20 protein-coding genes are annotated in these 19,338 nt (G+C 38.0%); 11 read left to right on the forward strand and 9 right to left on the reverse strand.

Translation table 11 applies throughout. The features are described from left to right. Positions 1 to 156: 156 nt before the first annotated feature. From fad_RS02725 to fad_RS02740, 4 genes are read left to right on the forward strand one after another with little or no spacing between them, the layout of a single operon-like run. Complete coding sequence (locus fad_RS02725; protein ID WP_081141683.1) at positions 157 to 1,779, forward strand: B12-binding domain-containing radical SAM protein; 1,623 nt, start codon at positions 157 to 159, stop codon at positions 1,777 to 1,779. Between the two features lie 47 nt (positions 1,780 to 1,826). Continuing rightward, positions 1,827 to 2,009, forward strand: a complete 183-nt coding sequence (locus fad_RS02730; RefSeq protein WP_009887612.1) for a hypothetical protein — start codon at positions 1,827 to 1,829, stop codon at positions 2,007 to 2,009. Between the two features lie 32 nt (positions 2,010 to 2,041). Beyond that, a complete protein-coding gene (locus tag fad_RS02735; RefSeq protein WP_081141685.1) occupies positions 2,042 to 3,031 on the forward strand; it encodes a tyrosine--tRNA ligase in 990 nt (329 codons plus the stop codon). Continuing rightward, the gene (locus tag fad_RS02740; protein WP_081141687.1) at positions 3,032 to 3,310 is read left to right on the forward strand and encodes a hypothetical protein; all 279 of its coding nucleotides are present in this window, start codon (positions 3,032 to 3,034) and stop codon (positions 3,308 to 3,310) included. Here fad_RS02740 and fen read toward each other — a convergent pair. Together fen and radB are read right to left on the reverse strand one after the other, a co-directional pair. Beyond that, positions 3,307 to 4,326: a flap endonuclease-1 gene (gene fen / locus fad_RS02745; RefSeq protein WP_009887615.1), complete on the reverse strand. Its 1,020-nt coding sequence runs from the start codon at positions 4,324 to 4,326 to the stop codon at positions 3,307 to 3,309. The genes fad_RS02740 and fen overlap by 4 nt on opposite strands. A 2-nt stretch (positions 4,327 to 4,328) precedes the next feature. Further along, entirely contained in the window at positions 4,329 to 5,039 is a 711-nt protein-coding gene (gene radB, locus fad_RS02750; protein WP_236940599.1) for a DNA repair and recombination protein RadB, read from the reverse strand. A 748-nt stretch (positions 5,040 to 5,787) separates the two neighbouring features. On the opposite strand from radB, the gene fad_RS02755 reads away from it, so the two are divergent. The 3 genes from fad_RS02755 (at position 5,788) to fad_RS02765 (ending at position 8,486) form a co-directional block, all read left to right on the forward strand. Further along, positions 5,788 to 6,234: a hypothetical protein gene (locus fad_RS02755; protein ID WP_009887617.1), complete on the forward strand. Its 447-nt coding sequence runs from the start codon at positions 5,788 to 5,790 to the stop codon at positions 6,232 to 6,234. Between the two features lie 95 nt (positions 6,235 to 6,329). Further along, positions 6,330 to 7,535: an MFS transporter gene (locus fad_RS02760; RefSeq protein ID WP_009887618.1), complete on the forward strand. Its 1,206-nt coding sequence runs from the start codon at positions 6,330 to 6,332 to the stop codon at positions 7,533 to 7,535. 33 nt (positions 7,536 to 7,568) lie between these two features. Then, the gene (locus fad_RS02765; RefSeq protein WP_081141690.1) at positions 7,569 to 8,486 is read left to right on the forward strand and encodes a bifunctional phosphoglucose/phosphomannose isomerase; all 918 of its coding nucleotides are present in this window, start codon (positions 7,569 to 7,571) and stop codon (positions 8,484 to 8,486) included. On the opposite strand, the gene rqcH is transcribed toward fad_RS02765, so the two are convergent. After that, a complete protein-coding gene (rqcH, locus tag fad_RS02770) occupies positions 8,478 to 10,325 on the reverse strand; it encodes a ribosome rescue protein RqcH (RefSeq protein WP_081141692.1) in 1,848 nt (615 codons plus the stop codon). The genes fad_RS02765 and rqcH overlap by 9 nt on opposite strands. Positions 10,326 to 10,428: 103 nt before the next feature. On the opposite strand from rqcH, the gene fad_RS02775 reads away from it, so the two are divergent. Then, a complete protein-coding gene (locus fad_RS02775; RefSeq protein WP_148285793.1) occupies positions 10,429 to 11,043 on the forward strand; it encodes an alpha/beta fold hydrolase in 615 nt (204 codons plus the stop codon). A 33-nt stretch (positions 11,044 to 11,076) separates the two neighbouring features. Here the strand turns inward: fad_RS02775 and fad_RS02780 are convergent, their stop codons facing one another. Then, positions 11,077 to 12,645, reverse strand: coding sequence for a site-2 protease family protein (locus tag fad_RS02780; RefSeq protein ID WP_081141693.1), 1,569 nt, complete (start codon positions 12,643 to 12,645; stop codon positions 11,077 to 11,079). A gap of 47 nt (positions 12,646 to 12,692) precedes the next feature. Continuing rightward, on the reverse strand, positions 12,693 to 13,124 hold the full coding sequence (locus fad_RS02785; RefSeq protein WP_009887623.1) for a MarR family winged helix-turn-helix transcriptional regulator: 432 nt from the start codon (positions 13,122 to 13,124) through the stop codon (positions 12,693 to 12,695). A 222-nt stretch (positions 13,125 to 13,346) separates the two neighbouring features. On the opposite strand from fad_RS02785, the gene fad_RS02790 reads away from it, so the two are divergent. From fad_RS02790 to fad_RS09385, 3 genes are all read left to right on the forward strand, one after another. Then, entirely contained in the window at positions 13,347 to 15,095 is a 1,749-nt protein-coding gene (locus tag fad_RS02790) for a 2-oxoacid:acceptor oxidoreductase subunit alpha (protein WP_009887624.1), read from the forward strand. 2 nt (positions 15,096 to 15,097) lie between these two features. Then, positions 15,098 to 15,955 carry a thiamine pyrophosphate-dependent enzyme gene (locus tag fad_RS02795; RefSeq protein ID WP_081141695.1) on the forward strand — a complete coding sequence of 286 codons (858 nt, stop codon included), beginning with the start codon at positions 15,098 to 15,100 and terminating at the stop codon, positions 15,953 to 15,955. An 82-nt stretch (positions 15,956 to 16,037) separates the two neighbouring features. Beyond that, complete coding sequence (locus tag fad_RS09385) at positions 16,038 to 16,184, forward strand: hypothetical protein (protein ID WP_009887626.1); 147 nt, start codon at positions 16,038 to 16,040, stop codon at positions 16,182 to 16,184. Between the two features lie 171 nt (positions 16,185 to 16,355). Here fad_RS09385 and fad_RS02800 read toward each other — a convergent pair whose 3' ends face one another. The 4 genes from fad_RS02800 to uppS are packed head-to-tail and all read right to left on the reverse strand — an operon-like array spanning position 16,356 to position 19,164. Beyond that, the gene (locus fad_RS02800; RefSeq protein WP_009887627.1) at positions 16,356 to 16,598 is read right to left on the reverse strand and encodes a hypothetical protein; all 243 of its coding nucleotides are present in this window, start codon (positions 16,596 to 16,598) and stop codon (positions 16,356 to 16,358) included. 20 nt (positions 16,599 to 16,618) lie between these two features. After that, positions 16,619 to 17,071, reverse strand: a complete 453-nt coding sequence (locus fad_RS02805) for an AAA family ATPase (RefSeq protein WP_009887628.1) — start codon at positions 17,069 to 17,071, stop codon at positions 16,619 to 16,621. Then, positions 17,072 to 18,388, reverse strand: coding sequence for a tRNA(Ile)(2)-agmatinylcytidine synthase (locus tag fad_RS02810; protein WP_081141696.1), 1,317 nt, complete (start codon positions 18,386 to 18,388; stop codon positions 17,072 to 17,074). Next, a complete protein-coding gene (gene uppS / locus fad_RS02815; RefSeq protein ID WP_009887630.1) occupies positions 18,388 to 19,164 on the reverse strand; it encodes a polyprenyl diphosphate synthase in 777 nt (258 codons plus the stop codon). The genes fad_RS02810 and uppS overlap by 1 nt, the downstream gene beginning before the upstream one ends. Between the last annotated feature and the right edge of the window lie 174 nt (positions 19,165 to 19,338).

The following is a 19,338-nucleotide window of genomic DNA, read 5'->3' on the forward strand; positions in this document are numbered from 1 at the left end:
ATTTTATCCTGAAAGATAATTCTATGCAAATATGTGGTATTATAAACCGATTCAGATTGCCACAACAATCGGAACAATTAATTTTATCTATGTATTATTATATAAGTTCCATATATGCAATCGTAACATATAAATACTTCGGTAAAATAATTATTTATGGCTAAAGTGATATTGACTTCTGATAGGGGAACTTTTACCGATTATGGTGGAGTTTCCGTTTTAGGGTATGTTGCGTGTATGCCAAACAATATAGTTCCAAAACTATTAATGGACAAATTTTTCGCACCCCCTGCGAAATATAACAGGGGAGAGCCACTCCATGTGCCATATCCTCTGAGAAAAATAGAAGCCTCTCTAGTTAATGCGGGAATTTCCGACATTAAAATAGTATCGCCTGAAAGGCTCGAAAAGGAGGTAAATGAGGACACGAAAGTAGTTGGCATTAATGTGCATGACCCATATGGATTGAGCCCTGTTACATTTAAGTTGACCATGCTCTTCGGTGGCCAGATGAGCTGGACTGCCAGATATTTCGAAGAGTTGGCTGATGTGGTAAGAAAATTAAAGCAAAAATACAACTTCCGTGTTATCGTAGGGGGGCCGGCAGCATGGCAGATTGGCCTGAATAAACCGGATTTTGTGGACACAATTTTTAATGGTGAAGCTGAAATAGATTTCCCTGTACTTGTAAAAAAATCACTGGATGGGGAATCTTTGCCCGCTGAAATTACCGGAAGGATGCCAGATATCACCCATATACCCAACATTATAAAACCGGGCCGTTTCGGTGAAGTGCAGGTTACCCGTGGATGCCCCCGGGGATGTTCTTTCTGCTCAATTACCCCGGAAACATACCGTACGATTCCAATGGAAAATGTAGAGGCCGAAGCTTCGCTTTATCTGAAAAACGGGTATAAGGATATAGAGTTCATTACAGATGATATAATGCTCTATGGCCAGAAAAAACTTACCGTGAACCATGATGCTATTGTCAACCTGTTTTCAACAGTTAAAAAAATGGGTGCCAGGTACCTTACATTCCCGCATATATCTGCACCCGCTGTCCTGGTTTCGCCTGATACACTTTTTGAAATATCCGAAATAGGCGGATTGAAAGAATATGGTGCAGAGGCTCCTGTTGTGGGGCTTGAAACGGGAAGCACCAAAATTATGCATAAATACATGAATGCAAAGCCTTATCCATGGAAACCTGAGGACTGGAAGGACGTTATCGTAAAGGCAACTTCTATAATGAACCAGGCCAGTGTTTTTCCATGTTATACCATGACAATTGGATATCCGGAGGAAACAGAGGAGGACCTCCAGCAAAGTATCGATATAGTACAGAGTATAATTGACAGCAATTATACAGCATGGATATTCCCCCTGCCTGTAATTCCAATGACATCATCCAGGATAAGCAAGAATCCCTTCCCATACATGGAAAAACTGCCGGCAGGTTACTGGGATCTACTATATGAAGCATGGAAATACGATTTCAGGACAACAAAACAGGTTATTCCGAATATGGTAAAGAGGATGAACCCGGTAACTCGGAGGATAATAGACCTTATGAACGACGCTGTATTTGATAACCTGGACAAAATATTTAAGCAACTTGCAGAAACAAAGGGGAAGAAATCGGCAGATTTTACAGATATTAATATGAATACTGTTACAGGATTCCTGAAAACTGTCTACTGGATAACAAGGTACACTGCTGGAAAAGAGATCAAAAATAAAAAAGTTTCCTCTTTAACAAATGAAGCAAGAATATAATAATTTTCCGTAAATAATTTTATTTATGATTAGCATATCACTTCTGTATGTACAATAAAAATGAAAACATAACAAAAAAGCAATTATCATTTGTGAACGATCTTATAAAAAGGGGAGAGGAAAACCAGAAGATTGTGGATGATTATGTAAAATCCCTGAAAAAAGGTTCAATAGAAGAATTATCCAAAAAGGAAGCCTCATCATTGTTAGATAAACTTCTCAAAAAATAAAAATTAATAAAATACCAGGTTATTAAGACAAAATGGAAAATACGGTTATTTTAAAAAAGAATACTGCCGAGGTAGTTACCCTCGAGGAGTGCAAAGATCTCGTTCCGGATAACAGCGAAGCTTATATCGGGTTCGAGCCCTCCGGCCTTCCACACATAGCAATACTGATTTATGTAAACAAGATAAATGAACTTGTAAAGCTTGGATTTAATGTAAAGGTCTTGCTGGCTGACTGGCATGCAAGGGTTAATGATAAGTTGGGCGGCGATATAGACCTTATCAGGAAAAGTGGTGAAACACTGAGAAAAAGCATGTTATATGCTGGTCTTCTGGATGGAGTCCAGTTTATCTGGGCTACAGACCTGGTAGCCAATCCGGATTACTGGGAATTGCTTCTACAGACAGCGAAGAATTCATCATTATTGAGGATAAGAAGATCACTTCCAATCATGGGAAGAACAGAAGAAGATGCTGATAAGGATTTCAGCAAATATATTTATCCGCTCATGCAGGTAACAGATGTATTTTACCTGAATTCTGATATAGCAATTGGTGGAACAGACCAGAGGCATGCCTATATGCTCGCAAGGGACATTGCAGAAAAAATGGGGAGGAAAAAACCGATACTGGTGGAAATGCCACTGATTTCATCCCTTAAGGGAAAGGGAAGGATGGATGATTTCAAAAAGATGTCAAAAAGTGACCCGGATTCTGCATTATTTCTTACCGATAGTGAAGATGATATCAGAAGGAAAATAAAAAATGCATTCTGCCCTATGGGGATTGTTGATGGCAATCCTGTCATCGATATAATGAAGTATGTTATATTCCCCTACTATGCAACGGAAATAGAGATAAACCGGCCGGAATCACACGGAGGGCCCTATACAATCCACTCCTTTGGAGAATTGGAATCAAAATATCTTAATTCCGAGATCCATCCTATGGATTTGAAAAAGGCACTTACACAGATTTTGATAAATGTTATATTGCCTGTAAGCAATAAACTTAATAGTGATTAAATGCCATGGATACCTATTAGAAGCGTTGATAAACACGTTTACAGCATGTTAGTTAAGATGGATAATAATTACATGCTCACTATAAAGAGCTTTAAAAAGGATAGGATAGTTACAGTGAAAAAGCTGGAAGGCAGGTTCAACATTATCGAAGAGGGATTCAGAAACGAAAATTTCACCGTGGACGAAAAAGACCTGAAAAAAATTATGAAAGAGATAATAGAACTGGAGTATCCAAGGTCACATAAGGTAATGGTATCGGAGCAGGAGTTGCACCTCTAAAAATATTTATCAAGGCTGGACTGGTTTGCTCCGGAGTAATTCTTTTCTATCCTGTCAAGTATACTGTTTATCCTATTCTCTGAAAAGCTATGTTCCGCACAGAGATATTCAATTATTTTCTCCCTGTAAGGCGGTGCAAATTTTAATTCTCCAGTATCCTCAACCGGTGGATTCAGAAAAAATTCCTTAATTTCATCCAGATTATCTATGGTTTTATTCTTCTGTTTCAGCACAGATTCTATATCGCCGTATTTTTTTATCAGGGATAGTCCGGTTTTCGCGCCTATTCCCCTTATGCCCGGATTAAAATCAGTTCCAACAAGAATCCCGATGCCAATCAGCTGATCCTGTGTAATTCCCAGATTGTCAAGATTTTCCTTTAAATCTATGATTTCGGGGGTAATATTTATGAATTTTCCTGTTCCGGAAATTCTCCTCCGGCCATACATGGTAAAATTCCTTAGAACCCTCCTGGCACCTAACAGGAGGCAATCATAGTCCTGTGAAATTACAGAATCAACAGCTCCTACTTTACTCATGTAGGAAGCCTGGGCTTCGCCTTCACTTGGCGCCTGAACCCATGGAACACCCATCATGTCTAAAAGCTTTTTGGATTCTGATACTATGTCTGCCGTAATATAATTAATCCTGGAGGATAGTGTTTTTATTTTTTCCGCATCTTTGTTTTCCATTGCAAGATTAAGTTCAGCTATATTTTTTTCTTTTATGGCTTTTCTTTCCTTTAATGTTTCATCCTTCAGCCGGTATGGCTTCCCATCAAATGAATAAACAGGTTTTATATTGTTCTCCAGCAATGTGGCTGTCCGGTAAAAAATTCCGGAAAGATGTGATGTAATATTTCCGTGTTCATCCTTAAGCGGTTCTCCATCCTCACCCCTTATGCTGCTTAGAAACTGGTAAATTATATTAAAAGCATCTATGGATACTGTTATGCCTCCGTTCTCCCTTATGCTGGTCTGATGTTTGACCAGGATTCCTGATATATCTACCCCCATTTTTAAACCTCACATTCTATGCCACTGTCAACTATTCTGAAACCGGTATAGGAACCTTCGCGGATTGACCTGTGTTTTTCGACGGTTATTCTCCTCATTCCCCCGGATAATTTCTCTATCCTGTATATGGCTTTCATGGCATGGTCTATAAAAAATCCACCGAAAGGCTCCAGTGTACTGTTATTCACATCCTCATATATCTGATTGGTTATGACCACCGGAATTTTATATTTAAGCGCAATCCCGGAAAGTATGTTCAACTGCTTCTCATAGCCCTCCATTCTGGCGGACGCATCTTTGCCTGCCTCCATTCTAAAAAAATTTGTGAAGGAATCAACCACCATAATACCGAAACTATTTTTTGACTCTCTCTTTTCTCCTATCAGTTTATCCGATTTTATGAGTGCTAAATACTGGTCATCAAGTGATTTTACCCTGTAAATATTCATATGGTTAATTAATTCCATATCGCCATTTGCTATGCTTCTGAATCTTTCAACTGAAAAGCCCTCACTGTCAATATAAATTGCAGAATTTCCATTTTTTAATGCAGAGATTGAATAGATCATGGCCAGATTTGATTTCCCGGCTCCACCTTCTCCATAAAATTCAGTTATTATTCCGGGTTCTAGACCTCCCTCCATTAATTTATCAATGCACGGATAACCTGACATAGTTTTATACTCACTTTCATTAAGTTTTATCTTTTCCATTTGCCACCACATTACATATAGCCAACGACCTGCATAAGTAGGCTTATACTGGACCTCCCACTGCATTAATTAACTTCTTTGATACCACTTGATCATATCATACTTTTTTGACGAGACCCTTAATTTTCAGAGCTATACTCCTGAATTATTATACCATTATCAACACTTTATTTTTATTGTTTTTGCTTTATTGAGATTGGCACAGTTTTCATATCTATACAACAACCTGAGAAAGCCTGGAACATCTTTAGGTATGTTTTTCCATTACTTATTTTGATGGTACCCGTTCAATCTACTGATCGTTAATGGTTCTATCATCCACCACATCTGTTGTGTAGTCTGAACGCTAAACATGACGGTACTATATATCAGTATCACACGTCACTATTGGTGTATTTTGTATGGACTATAAAGATTTTCGGTTAAATTTCCAATTTCCTACAAAATATAATTCACCTTCAACTTATTCCGCTGATAGAACAGAAGTATATGTAAGGATTTAAGGTGTCCATCAATGATATCCTGAAAAGGTAACGTTATAACTGGCATCAACCTTAAAACTCTGCAACCTGTCCCAGCAAAACCGTGACGAATGAAGGCAAATAATAAGAAAAAGTAAGGAACCCAAAATGCTTTAGCGAAAATATTTTACCACCGGAAACTATATGTAATATAATTATTCTTACAGTTTAATACAGCTATCAAAAATTCGGGTAAATTATATATAATAAATGTAAATACATACCGGATGGCAAATGTATATCTTGCTATAGGAGTCATATTTTTTATTATGTCTGCACTTTCGTTTACCTTAGGCATATATTATCTGGCTATTCCCCTACTTATAATCTTTCTTATTTTGATGTTTTTATATTATAGAACTTCAGGAAGGCATGTTAATAAAAAGGTTTCCAGTATTACCTATGATGGCATTATGCAAACCGGGCTGTCAAAAATAGAAAAGGGTACATTTTATATAGATAAGGAAAAATTTATTTCAATAATGAGTAAAATTAATGATCTGGTTTCATCGCAGGGAACAATGCCAGAATTCGGGCTTGATGCAATATACGTAGATTTTAACAAACAGGAGAGTGCGGAAAAATTTGTTGGTCTTATACAGCAGAGGGGTGTAAAGGCTGCAACAGTCCAGGAAAGGTCTATATGGAAGGTTAAAATAGAATTTTCTGATTGAAATACTGTCAACTATATATAAAGTGCCCCGCAATTTTTGCCTATGTGCCAGCTACAGTCAGGGAAACTTTAACTTAAATGTTAAAATGCCGTATTATGAAGGATTATTTCCATGCTACGTTTGCTGCCACCGGTTCCTGGATTGGCAATATTTATGATTTAACTCTTGTAACATATATCTATGCCGAACTGGAAAAATCATATCACATAAGCCTCGGTGTGGTTTCACTACTCTTCGCCCTCGGGTTAATAGGGAGATTTTTTGGCGGGCTTTACCTCGGGAACTTATCAGACAAAATCGGGGCGAGGCGTGTAATGGCTTTCAGTACTGCAGGATACGCTATCTTTGCAGGGGTAATGGCCTTCTCACCTGACGTAATCATACTTTTCTCCGCCAGATTCATACAGGGAATTTTCATGGGTGGTGAGTGGACTTCCGGCACCATGCTGGGATATGAATTTTCCCCTGCAAGCATAAGACAAACAATATTCGGGATAATCCAGAGCGGTTATGGAATTGGATACGCATTAACCGGAATAGCGTATATCCTTTTCCTACCAACAATAGCAGTTACCTGGAGATTCTTTCTGATAACCGGCAGTATTCCACTCATCATCGCACCATATACCATAATGAAAATTCCACATGATAACAAAAAAATCCGGCAGGCAGAGAAAAAAATTAATCTCAGGGATTATAAAATTCCACTGGCAAAATCCATGATTATGATGTCTGGATTCTTCTCTGCATATTTTGCAATACTCTCATTTTACCCTACTATTGCCACATCGTTCGGTGTTCCGGCATCACAGATAGGGATAATAATGATAATCTCCAGCCTCACAGTTGCGGCCGGATTTATATTGTTTGGAAAACTGGCGGCAATATTCAGGAAGAAATACCTTATTATGGCAGGTTCTATGATAGCTCTGGCATTTGCATGGCTGGCCGTGCCCTACTTTTCCCCTATCAGGTTTCTTGCAGTGCCGGGCATGGTTGTATTTAGCCTGGGAATCGGTTCTATGCCCATTATACCATTGCTGCTTATGGATCGTATAAATCCAGCTGTCAGGGGTTTAATTTCTGGGGTATCATATAATTTCGGTGCTCTTTTTGGAGGGCTTATATCAGTTTTACTGGGCACAATAGGTGGAATAGTGGGCTATAGCCAGTTACTTTTAATCATAGATGCAACAACACTGGTGTGCCTTCTAGCAGTATTTATTACCGGTGCCACAATTAAAAAAAGAAACGAATCTACTTCCTATCTATCCGGGCTTTCCGGGGACATGGACCAATAGAAAAAATAATATGCTATTTTTATCTAATGATATATGAATTTTCTGGATGAGATAAAAAATTTGAAGGAACAGATAAAATCAAAAGACAAATTTGATATAAACTTCAACTTTGATAATATAGTTATATCCGGTATGGGTGGTTCTGGAATTGTTGGAAATATCTTTCAGGAATACTATACTTCCATACCTGTTATTTCAATAGGTGATTACGGCATACCGGGATTTGTAAATGAAAAGACTCTTTTTATTGCAGTGAGTTATTCAGGCAACACAGAAGAAACTCTCAGCAATGTGGAAGATGCGAAGAAAAAGGGTGCCCATGTAAGGGCTATCACCTCGGGTGGGAAGCTGGCGACAATTGTAGAAAAATCCATTATCATACCATCGGGCATCCAGCCAAGGTCAGCTCTGGGATATATGCTCATGCCTCTTTTTAACACCTTTGCCCCGATAGATGATGCCATAGTCAACCAGACATATGGCATACTGGACGATATGGATAAGAACCACAGCGACATAAAATCTGAAGCATTTAAGATATACGAAAATAGTTCTATTCCTATAATATACGGGTCTAAACCATTCAAATCTGTAGCATACAGATGGAAAACCCAGTTTAATGAAAATGCAAAAACCTTCGCCTTTTATAGCTATTTCCCGGAACTTAACCATAACGATACTATGCCTTTGAAATCTGCATACAGGAGGGATGAATATCTGTTCTATGCATTTGAATCTGACAATGCAAGAATTAACCAGAGAATAGGGATTACAGAGGAAATTACAGGGGAGCAATTCACAGTGGTAAAATCCCCATCACAGGATTATTTCTCCAAACTGTTCTACCTGATTCATTATGCCGATTATCTGACATATGAACTTGCCCTGGTAAGGAATGTAGACCCCACAGATGTATCAACCATAGAGGAACTTAAAAAGAAATTAGCTTAATTCCTTTATTTCTTTTGAATTCTCTACAACTATAGACCCTCCAGGCGGAAGAATAGATTCAATCTCTGATTTTTCTATTCCAAGTATTTTTGCTATCTTTTCCGCAGCCACAGACCTTTTTTCATTTCCCGGTTTAATCAGGACCCATTTTTTTGATTCAGTTCTAGTTTCAGCAGGTGATATCATAGGTATATTATTGCCTTTATAGTCTACAATTGATACCTTTAACTCCAGAGGAATGTTCAGGACATAATTTCTCTTTCCCCTTACTATCCAGGAACCTTTTGATACAAATTCACCGGATTCAGGTGTTTTGCTGACCTGTGATGGATATACCCAGTATGCGGTTCCTGACCCGATGCCTGCGGGCCATGCCCTTGAAAGGGAGATTGAAAATATGCAGGCCTCCTTTATAGTTTCCTCTGTAATTTCTATTCCTTCATGTTTAATTACTGTACTGGGTGCACCATAAAGATCTGCATGCACATAAATATCATCATCGGACATGTGTTTTTTAACAAGCTTCTCATTGGTTTTGGCATCCCTGCCAGCCATGATCATGTTTCCGGAAGAAGAAATAAACCAGTGGTATGACTCAAACCAGTATTTTACGCGTTTCTTTTTTCCTGCTTTCTGTTTTTCTTTTACTATGAGCTTTTTTGTCTCCTCTATTGCTTTTTCAGCCCCCTCAATTTTGCCCTTATAGTCTTTTGCCGTATTAAACACATAATTTATATTATTCCCTGCAGATTCCCTGTAATTTAAAATGATTTTAGTTCCATTATAATTTATGGCAAATGTATTTTTGCCAGGGTTAATGTCACTTATATCCATATCCATGTACTTGAAATCTTCAGGGGTGTTTCTTTTTACATTGTTGTAAACTATATTTATAAGTTTCTGGAGTTGTGGGAAACTCATTTTAAGGTAATTTCCGAATTCATTGTATACCTGCATCAATTTATTAAATTCTTCAATTGACCTTCTCTGTGACTCAATCCTTCTTTCCACGCTGGATTTATTTTTTTCATTTTCAGGATAATGTTTCAGGTAAAAACCAATTCCTTCATTAAAGTCTTCAAATTTCACATCAGGTTCTTTATTTATAGCTGTCAGGAGCACAGGTGATAGTAGTTCTTCTGCCTCATAATAAAATGCATTATTTTTAGAAGATTCTCCGATTATCCCCATTATGCTATCGTAGAGAATCTGATACTGGTCTTTTATTTCAGAGGGCATTTTGTCTTTCTCTATATTTGCCCTGTATAATGCTTCTTCAGCTATCTCCCCACCAAGATTGACCCTTGTTGCGAGAGTTTTAACTATTGATGCACTGCTTTTATCCAGTATTCCGGAGAAAGTTTCCAGGTCTGCAACAGGGTTAATAACTGCGGGAGGAATATATTCTTCACCAATCTGTACTTTACGGGTTTTGTATACATGCTGCTCCATAGCAAAAACAATTTTGCCATTATCTGTAAGTATAAGATTTCCGCCACCGAATAATTCAAGAATAATCTCCTGGCCTGTATGCAGTGTGATCCTTACTACCCTATCAAAATTAATCTGTTCTATGCCCACTATACGTTTCTCCGAAAGCTGTTTTCTGAATAGCATTGATAATTGTGTAGCTTCTTCAGGCTTTTCTGCATCATAAAATCCAATTCCCTTATTTAATGATATGAAAAAATCCCTCTTTTTTACATCAGAACGGTATATCTGTAGCACGAATTCTTTCTGGTTTACCTGGTATACCTTCTTGATAAATGAGTTTAATATTGTATCGCCATAGATGGCAATAAACGCATGGAAATCCAATGACGACTCTTTAAGTTTCATGTTTTCATTTAGCCCTTGCTCTTATTTTAATTTTGTTATGCATTTTACACTATATTTTAGCATGCAGCCGAATAATTTTAGAACAATAGTTCAATCACTTATCATGGAAGTAAAGGAAAATAAAGTAGATATAGGTGGAAAATCAGTTTATTACATTTCATATGAGCGTGGAAATATGCGCAATTTCATCCTGCTCCATGATTCAACAACAACTTCAAATTCATGGGCAGGCATCGATGCATTAAGGAAAATCGGCCAATGGGGGTTCAATGTTTATGCACCGGATTTCCCGGGATTTGGAAATTCTGAAGCAAATGACAGTTATAATTTCGGGTCATCCCCTTCTAAAGGTGCGTTATTTATAAAGGATTTTGCGGAAAGCCTTTTTCTATCATCCATAAATGTTGTTGGTCCATCAGTATCAGCAGGTGTGGCGTTGAAAAGCCTGATAGACTACCCGGAATTAATAAATTCATCAATTATTATAGGCGGGCTCGGTGTTGACCATATACTGAACGAATTAAACAGAATCGATAAGCCGGTTCTTATCCTCTGGGGATCGCGGGACAATGTAGTGCCGGTTAGCCATGGGTTAAGATACCATGACCTGATTCCTTCATCAACCTTTGTCAAAATTAATGGTGCAGGTCATTGCGTTCAGATTGAAAAGCCGGATATATTTTTCAACAATATTAAAAAATTTATAACTAACCTGTGACCTGTAGTATGTTATCCGTATATTATTTACAGGTTAAATTATCCGCGGAGCTATTATAATATACATCAAAAGAAGGAATACAAATATTCCCATTGCGTAATATATTTTTTTGACATTATTTTCATCCCTCAGGAATTTCAGCCTGTCTCTTCTTGATGCAATTGTCAGGGTATCCCTGAAGAACTGACCCCCATCCAGTATGGATAATGGCAGTGCGTTCATAATGCCAAGAAGGAAATCTATCCAGAAGAACCAGTAAAGGGTATTGGTTATTCCAAAGAAGATATATGAGTTAAAGGGCGTAGAAAACATGTGGGATAATGAAGCCGGTATGGGTGAAAGCCCGAGAAGTGGCAGGCCAAGGGTTTCGTAGAAATTTGGGCCCACCAGCTGTCCGCCGAAAACAAGGCTATGCAGGCTATCAATGGATTCATACCCTATACCTGAATAATCTATCTGCACCCCGATAAAACTTTCATTTTTGTATGCTGCCTTATTTGCCGTAGGGTCATTCTTTGCATAATAATGATATGTGGAAACAGTTTTCATTGTATATGTTGTATATGCAGGTACAGTTTTTCCCGTGTGGAATGTTAGTACCGTCATATTTATTGTTGTACCCGGTGTTATGTTATCCAGAACATCGCCCAGAGTATTTATGTTATATATAATGTGGCTGTGCCCTGCATCGCTTATGTTATATATGATTGAATCTGTGGAGACATTTGCCGCCGCCGCAGGACAACCGGAAATTAAATCCACAATGGCCACGCCCGTCGGTACGCTTCCATTTGTTTCGGTTTTTCCATTAAACAATGTAATATTTGCCAATCCCGGTGTAATCATGGAAGTTGTTTCCAGATTGTTAAGCTGTTTCCCGCTTAAATTTCCATATGAGGTAATCTCCATTCCTTTCGGTATTGCATGTCCACTGTAAAGTGTTGTAGAATTATCTACATAAACGCCACTGTGAATAGGGGTCGAGGCAGGCATCATGACAAAAACAAGCAATACGATGCATATTGCAGCTATGATAAGATTTATACCCGGGCCGGCTGCAATGATCCTTCTTCTCACTACAGGGTCAGCCGCCATAATTTCTTTTTCATCCGGTTCTACAAAAGCTCCTATCGGGATTATAAAAAATAATGCGCCAACACTGTTTACCTTTATTCCATGCTTCCTTGCAACGATACCATGAAACATTTCATGTATTACAACCGCAAAAACGAGGCTAGCAGTTCCATATCCCAGCGGTATAAATGGATTAATAAGTGGAAGTGCAAGGTAATCCTGCAAAGGGGGTGCAGCACTGGTGGGGATATGGATAATTGTAAGCAAGACCGCTTCATATAAAAGCATGCCAAAAGCAAGCAATCCTCCAAAAACAACAAGTACAGTGGATATCTTCCCCAGAGATTTTGCTGGCAAATGTTTGGCAACAGCATCAAGGACGCCACCATTTTTTGTTGACCTTATCATTAAAGCTGGCCCCATGGTTGCAAAGTGTTTTGATTTATTAATTGCCGGTGCCAGTGCTATAATTATAATTATCCAGGAAAACACGATAAGAATAATCAGGAATATATCATTATAATTCATGAATAAACTCATAGTTAAACATTAATAATAATCTTTTTCCTGCAATACTATTTTGATTCGACATTTGTCTCTATTTTTTTGAGGAAATTGAGGATATTATATCTCTCTTCATAACTAAAATTCCTCAGTGTGTCATCTATAAATTTCAGATGCCTTGACTCTATTGTTTTAAAGAAGGCTTTCCCTTTTGGCGTGACTGTTATATTGATAACTCTCCTGTCCGAGTCGCTTCTCTCACGCATTACATACGACAATTTTTCCAACTTGTCTATAACACCGGTGATCCAACCCTGCGTTACCATATTTATATTTGCAAGCTCTATCATGGGCAAAGCCCCTCTTTCTGTTAAATTTTTCAATATTCTGTATTCTACTGTAGATACACCCATAGACATAAGATTTTTTTCCGAAGCCTTATACCATGTTTTCCAGGTTCTGAGAAACTCCCTCCAGACGTCGTAGCTGCTGATTTTATCCATTCGTACCGGATTATTAATATGATAAAGGTATTTTATGGTTTCTATATAGTAAATAATCGTCCATTAAATTATTTACTATTAAATATTTCATGTTTGAAATCCCGTAAATTTCATATTTCAAAATTTGTATTATCCGGAAAAATTTACTTATTTCGGCAATTGGCTAAAATTAATTTCCGTATTCATACAAAAATTTATACGGCACTACTAAATACTAAAACCATGGAAGAAATAATTGTCAGAATAGGAGGAGCGGCAGGAGATGGTGTACAATCCGCCGGTTTAACTTTAGAAAAAACTTTTTCAAGAAGTGGTTTATACATAAGCACGTATAATTACTATCAAAGCCTTATCAGGGGCGGCGAAAGCTGGTACCAGGTAAGGGCTTCTGATGAAAAAGTAAGGAACCAGGGAAGCGGCCTGGATGTTCTGGTTGCTTTAAATGCCGATGCACTTGAAAGGCATACAAATAGGAATATAAACGAAGGCGGAGCATCTCCCCTGAACGGGATAGCAATATATGACCCGGGAACCATACACAATTTTAAAAAATACGATGGGATAACCTATTGCCCGGTACCAATGAGAGATATTGCACTGAAATTTGATGCAAATCCATTGTTGAAAAACACAGTTGCACTGGGAGCTGTTATTGCATCTCTTGGTTTGGATTTTAACGTATTTTCAGGTGTAATTGAAAAAGTTTTCAACAAAAAAGGAAAACTTGTAGAATCAAATATAAACGCGGCAAAAGAGGGATATGAATACTATCTCCAGAATTATAAAGTTTACAGAAAACTAAAAACATCTAATAAAAAGTTATACACAATAGGCGGTGGAGATGCAGCCGCACTTGGGGCTATCAATGCAGGAATGCAAATGTATTTTGCATACCCTATGACACCAGCATCATCTTTCCTCCAGTTTGTTGCAACCCATGGCAAAAAATACCATGTGTTTTTGAAACTTACAGAGGATGAAATTAGCGCTATAAATGCAGCAATAGGTGCAAACTATGCTGGAGTAAGGGCCGCAACAGGATCATCAGGAGGCGGGTTCGCACTTATGACTGAAGGTGTTGGGCTTTCAGCAATGACCGAAGTTCCACTGGTTATATATGAAGCACAGAGGCCAGGCCCATCAACCGGGCTTCCAACAAAGACTGAACAGGGAGATCTCAACCAGGTGCTTGGTGCCGGACAGGGAGACATGCCAAGAATAGTGCTCGCACCGGGAACAGTTAAAGAAGCATTTGACCTCACAAAGGAGGCTTTCAACCTTGCTGAGAGATTCCAGCTTCCTGTATTTGTTGTTACCGATTTATATCTGGCTGAACATGACGAAACAGTAGATCTAGACCTTTCATATGAAATGGACAGGGGACTTCTAGCAGATGCCAGTGAAGCTGATTATAAAAGATATGAATATACAGAAAACGGCATTTCCAAGAGGGCATTTCCGGGGCAGCCAGGGTTAATGCATAACGAGGATTCCGATGAGCATAATGAATACGGCGCAGTTGTTAGCGATGCAATAACAGACCCGACACAGAGAAAGCTCTCCATGGAAAAGAGAATGAAAAAGCTGAATTTATATATAAAAGAAATGCCACCGACACCTACATATAAAATGGAAGATGCAGAATATGTGGTTATCCAGTGGGGATCTACAAAGGGTGCAGTTGAAGAGGCTATAGACTGCATGAGGAAAAATGGTACAAAAATAGGTGCCATAGAAATAACACACATATTCCCCATGAATCATGATATAAAGAAACTGCTTGCAGGAAAAAAGAAAATAATAGTTGTTGAAAACAATTATTCCGGGCAGCTAAATGGGCTGATAAGGAAAGAATTCCTTGTAGATACCCAGTTCCTGGGAAAATACGATGGCGAGGCTTTCTTCCCTGCCGATCTGGCATTGTCACTGGAAGAAATGATATTTGGCAAAAAAATAAAAGTGGAGGAATAAATATGATACCTGTAACTGAATACAAAGGAAAAGTAGCACCTGATTGGTGCCCTGGATGCGGGAACTTCTCGCAATTGAGAGCAATTACAATGGCACTGTCGGAGCTTGATATCAAACCCGAAAATACCGTTATTTCATCCGGCATAGGATGTTCTAGCAATATGCCCGAGTTTATAAATACCTATGGTTTCCATGGGTTGCACGGGCGTTCACTTCCAGTAGCTGAAGGTATAAAATGGGCCAATAAAAATCTAACCGTTATCGCATATGGTGGAGACGGCGATGGATTTTTCGAAGGTTCGCAGCACTTTTATCATGCTGCAAAAAGAAACGTAAATATGACATACATGGTATCAGATAACCAGGTATTTGGATTAACAACAGGGCAGGCATCGCCAACAACCCCTATAGGAAGAATTACAAAGAGTACCCCTGATGGGAATATTGAGCCCCCATTCAATCCGCTACATTATGCATTATCAGCAGGTGCAACATTTGTAGCCCGTGGACTTTCCGGCAATATTAAACAGCTGGCGGAATTAACAAAGGCAGCTATACAGCATAAGGGTTTCTCATTTATAGATGTGTTCAGCCCCTGTGTTACATATAATAAGGTGGAAGGGTACGAATTCTTCAGAAAGACAACATACGAACTGAAGGATAACAATAGAAAGGATTTCTACGAAGCGTTCAAGCATGCATCGGAATGGGGCGAAGAAGCCAATTCTATACCTATAGGCATATTATATGACGTAGATGCACCAGTTTACGAAGATGTTGATGAAACCTTAAAGGAATACAATTTGAAGGATACTGCTCCGTATAAGCTTACGGAAGAAGATCTTGAAGAATTCTATTAAAATTTTTATTTTACAGGTTATAATTTTTAAAAATGTACCAGTTTTTAATCAATATTTTTATACAATGTTAATATCATAAATAATGGGACTCGGAAAAAGAGATTTAAATAGAAAAAGAAAAAGCATTGAAATGAAAATTGATGAACTCGAGCAGAAGGCTAGAAAAAATCCTATGGACAAGTCAATTCAGACTGAGATAAATGATTTGAAGAAAAAGCTGGATAAATAAACTATTGTTTTATATAAACGCACCTTATAAAGGGTGTTAAGGTATTAATTTTATTAAATCATGGTCTTTACTGGCACGAAATTTATTGATTATATTATTACAGAATAATATAGCCATGCAATAATAATTTATTTTTGCACATTCCATTCTACACCCTGAAAAACGTTAAATTTAATAGGGTGGCATTGGTTTAAGCACTGTACCTGCCTCGTTCTTAAGGGTTGTATACTTTTTTGGGTTTATTTCCACATATCTTACTTCTTTTGGTTCCTTCTTCATTAAAACACGTTCTATGGAATCGTTAGCCTCATTGGCTTTATTACACGCTTCTTTAATTTCCTCAGCACTTAATTCCCTGTCAGTTTCATCAGCATATCTGACCCTTATTTCTTTAATATCATCGCATTTGTACATATGTGATAAAAGGAAATAGATTAATTAACTTTATCATGAAGCGATAATATGATGCCCATCACATCTTTAAACACTTCATTAATGCTCCTGGAATCTTCATGTACAACAAATATATGGTTTGCGGGCAGCCTGTCAGATGCTTCCCAGTAAATCACCCCGGAACGCTGGGCATCAATATTTTCCTTAATTTTAGATTCCGGATATCCTCTGGATTTCATTCTCCTGATTAACTGTTCCTCATTATCTTCAAGTATTATTACATATTTGCATTCCAGCATATGGGAATAGTGGGATTCAACAACTTCAGAGTTTATATTCTCCCTTCTCAATACATCAACATCCACGGTATTACCATTCAGGGCCCCACACTCAGATGCGATATCATTTAACCCTGTGCACTTGATTCCGTTGGCATTCAACATTTTGCATATTGTTGTTTTGCCGGAGCCCGGGATTCCTGTGATGCATATCATTTATGACACCCCGCTGGTTTGCGGTATATCTGAAAAGTACGGCATCAATTTTAATGGCATGGAAAGGTGACGCCTCGCTATTACGGGCACCTCATAGAATTTTTCCTCCAACTCCCTTGTTATTTCAGTAATTTCTGGATTCTTATAACGTTTTTTGCATACAGGGCATCTGTAATCCATCTGGCCCTTGGACCTGGTTTTAACATGGCACTCCGGGCATACCGGAGGCTCTTTCCTATATAGCCTGGCTTTTTTTATAACGCGAAGTTTCTCAAGTTTTATAGTTCCCTTAGCATATGAACCATAAGCGCTTACAATATCACCGGGTATCACTGACATCAATACTTTCCTGAATTCTTTTGTAGGTTCAAAAGCAGCCAGTTTTATTTCCTCATTCTTATATTTAAAATTTACAAAGCTATGCCCACCTTCTATTGTATAGGGCTCCCCGGATATTACGCCGGTAAGGGAATATGAGCCCATGCTGGAGAGATAATCCGGTTCTGGCATTATGTGGTCATCTGTGCCCTGGTTTGTTTTGTATATAATATAGCCCTGATCATCAATATTATGCCTTTCCTTTATTCTATCATATATTGTTATGAGGTCATTTTTATCGACTCCCCTGACCCCAAATATCACCGGTGTCTTCGGCTTCGGGAAAATTGCAGGGTATCTGTTTTTAATGTCAATATTGTTGAATGTTGAATAAAAACTCTCCGGAATTGAGGAAATATCAATTTTTTCTCCATATGTTATATCCCCATAATTTGGATATCTGTAGTCTAGCAGTTCATATGTATACCTTTTTCCAGGCCATGCAAGGGAAGCAGACGACCCTATTATGCCATGCCCTGTTTTTATTTTCCTGTAAATTGCCCTCCCGGAAAGATAATTTTCTATAAATTCTATACTTATGTCATCCTGAAGGGCTTTTCCGTAAAGTCCAGAATGGAATCTATCATTTGATATTACTATTCCCGGATTAGTTTTATCATCATCTTTTACATAGAAATCTTCTACAATTGATGAGATAAAATCCATCAATTCTTGTTTGTCAGGTTCTCCGGCAACTTTTTCATATGATTTAATAAATTTGCCATTTGCCTTTCCTATAATAGAGGTATTCCCTGAACCTTTTCCGAGATTAATATTAAGTGCTCCATTTCCTCTCGTTTTATACCCTATATTCGGGTTGAGCCTGACGAGTTCCGGGCTTCCTATAATATCGTATTCGCCACGGGAAATTATTTCGTAGATAAGGTAGGTAGTACACATCTTATCCTGGCTGTCTGTGTCATCAATTGCAACATACATTATTTTCCATACCTCCTTTTTCTTGACTGATAGGAATATATTGCCCTTAAAAAATCCAGTTTTTTCAGGTCTGGCCAGTTAACATCGGAAAAGTATAGCTCGGAATAAGCAGACTGCCAGAGGAGGAAGTTAGAAATCCTCTCCTCGCCACTTGTCCTTAAAATAAGGTCAGGGTCTGTTAATGTATTATCATAGAGGTAGTTCCTGAATAGTTTTTCATTGATATCCTCAATTTTTAACTTTTTTGAAACAACATCCGCCGCTATATTCTTTACAGCATCTATAATTTCCTGCCTTCCTCCATAGCCAATAGCAATATTAAACTTAAATTTTTTAAACCCTGCTGTTATTTTTTCAACATCATGGATAGTATTTACAAGGTATTCTGGAAGCCCTTTGAAATCCCCAATAATACGCACCCTTATTTGATTTTTAAATATCCTGTCATCTTTCAGGAGCCCGCGGAGTGAGTCATTGATTAAATCAAATAGAAAATTTACCTCCTCCGGATCGCGCTTAAAATTTTCACTTGAAAAACCATACACTGTAACTATCCTGATTCCCACTTCCATTGCCCAGTCGAGAACTTCTTCCAGTTTATCCTTGCCTCTTACATGGCCTTCATTAGGAGTGAGCCCTGCTTCCCTGGCATATCTCCTGTTTCCATCAGTAATAATCCCTAGATGAAGTGGGACATCGGCTTTCCTTATCTCTTCCATTAAAGCCTGTTCGTAAACGCCTGAGGCGATATCTCCTATCTTATGGGCTATACTCATCTGTTTATAATGATTATAAAGTATATATTTATATTTTTTTAGGGCCGCGTGATAATTCTATATAATTTTATTTTAATTACGATTAAAAATTTACAGCAATATCAAATTTAGTAAAAAATATCATGTGCTATATGTTTCGCCAAAATATTGTATCAATTATTTATATTAATGATA

It is taken from the genome of Ferroplasma acidiphilum, from assembly GCF_002078355.1.
GTDB lineage: Archaea > Thermoplasmatota > Thermoplasmata > Thermoplasmatales > Thermoplasmataceae > Ferroplasma > Ferroplasma acidiphilum.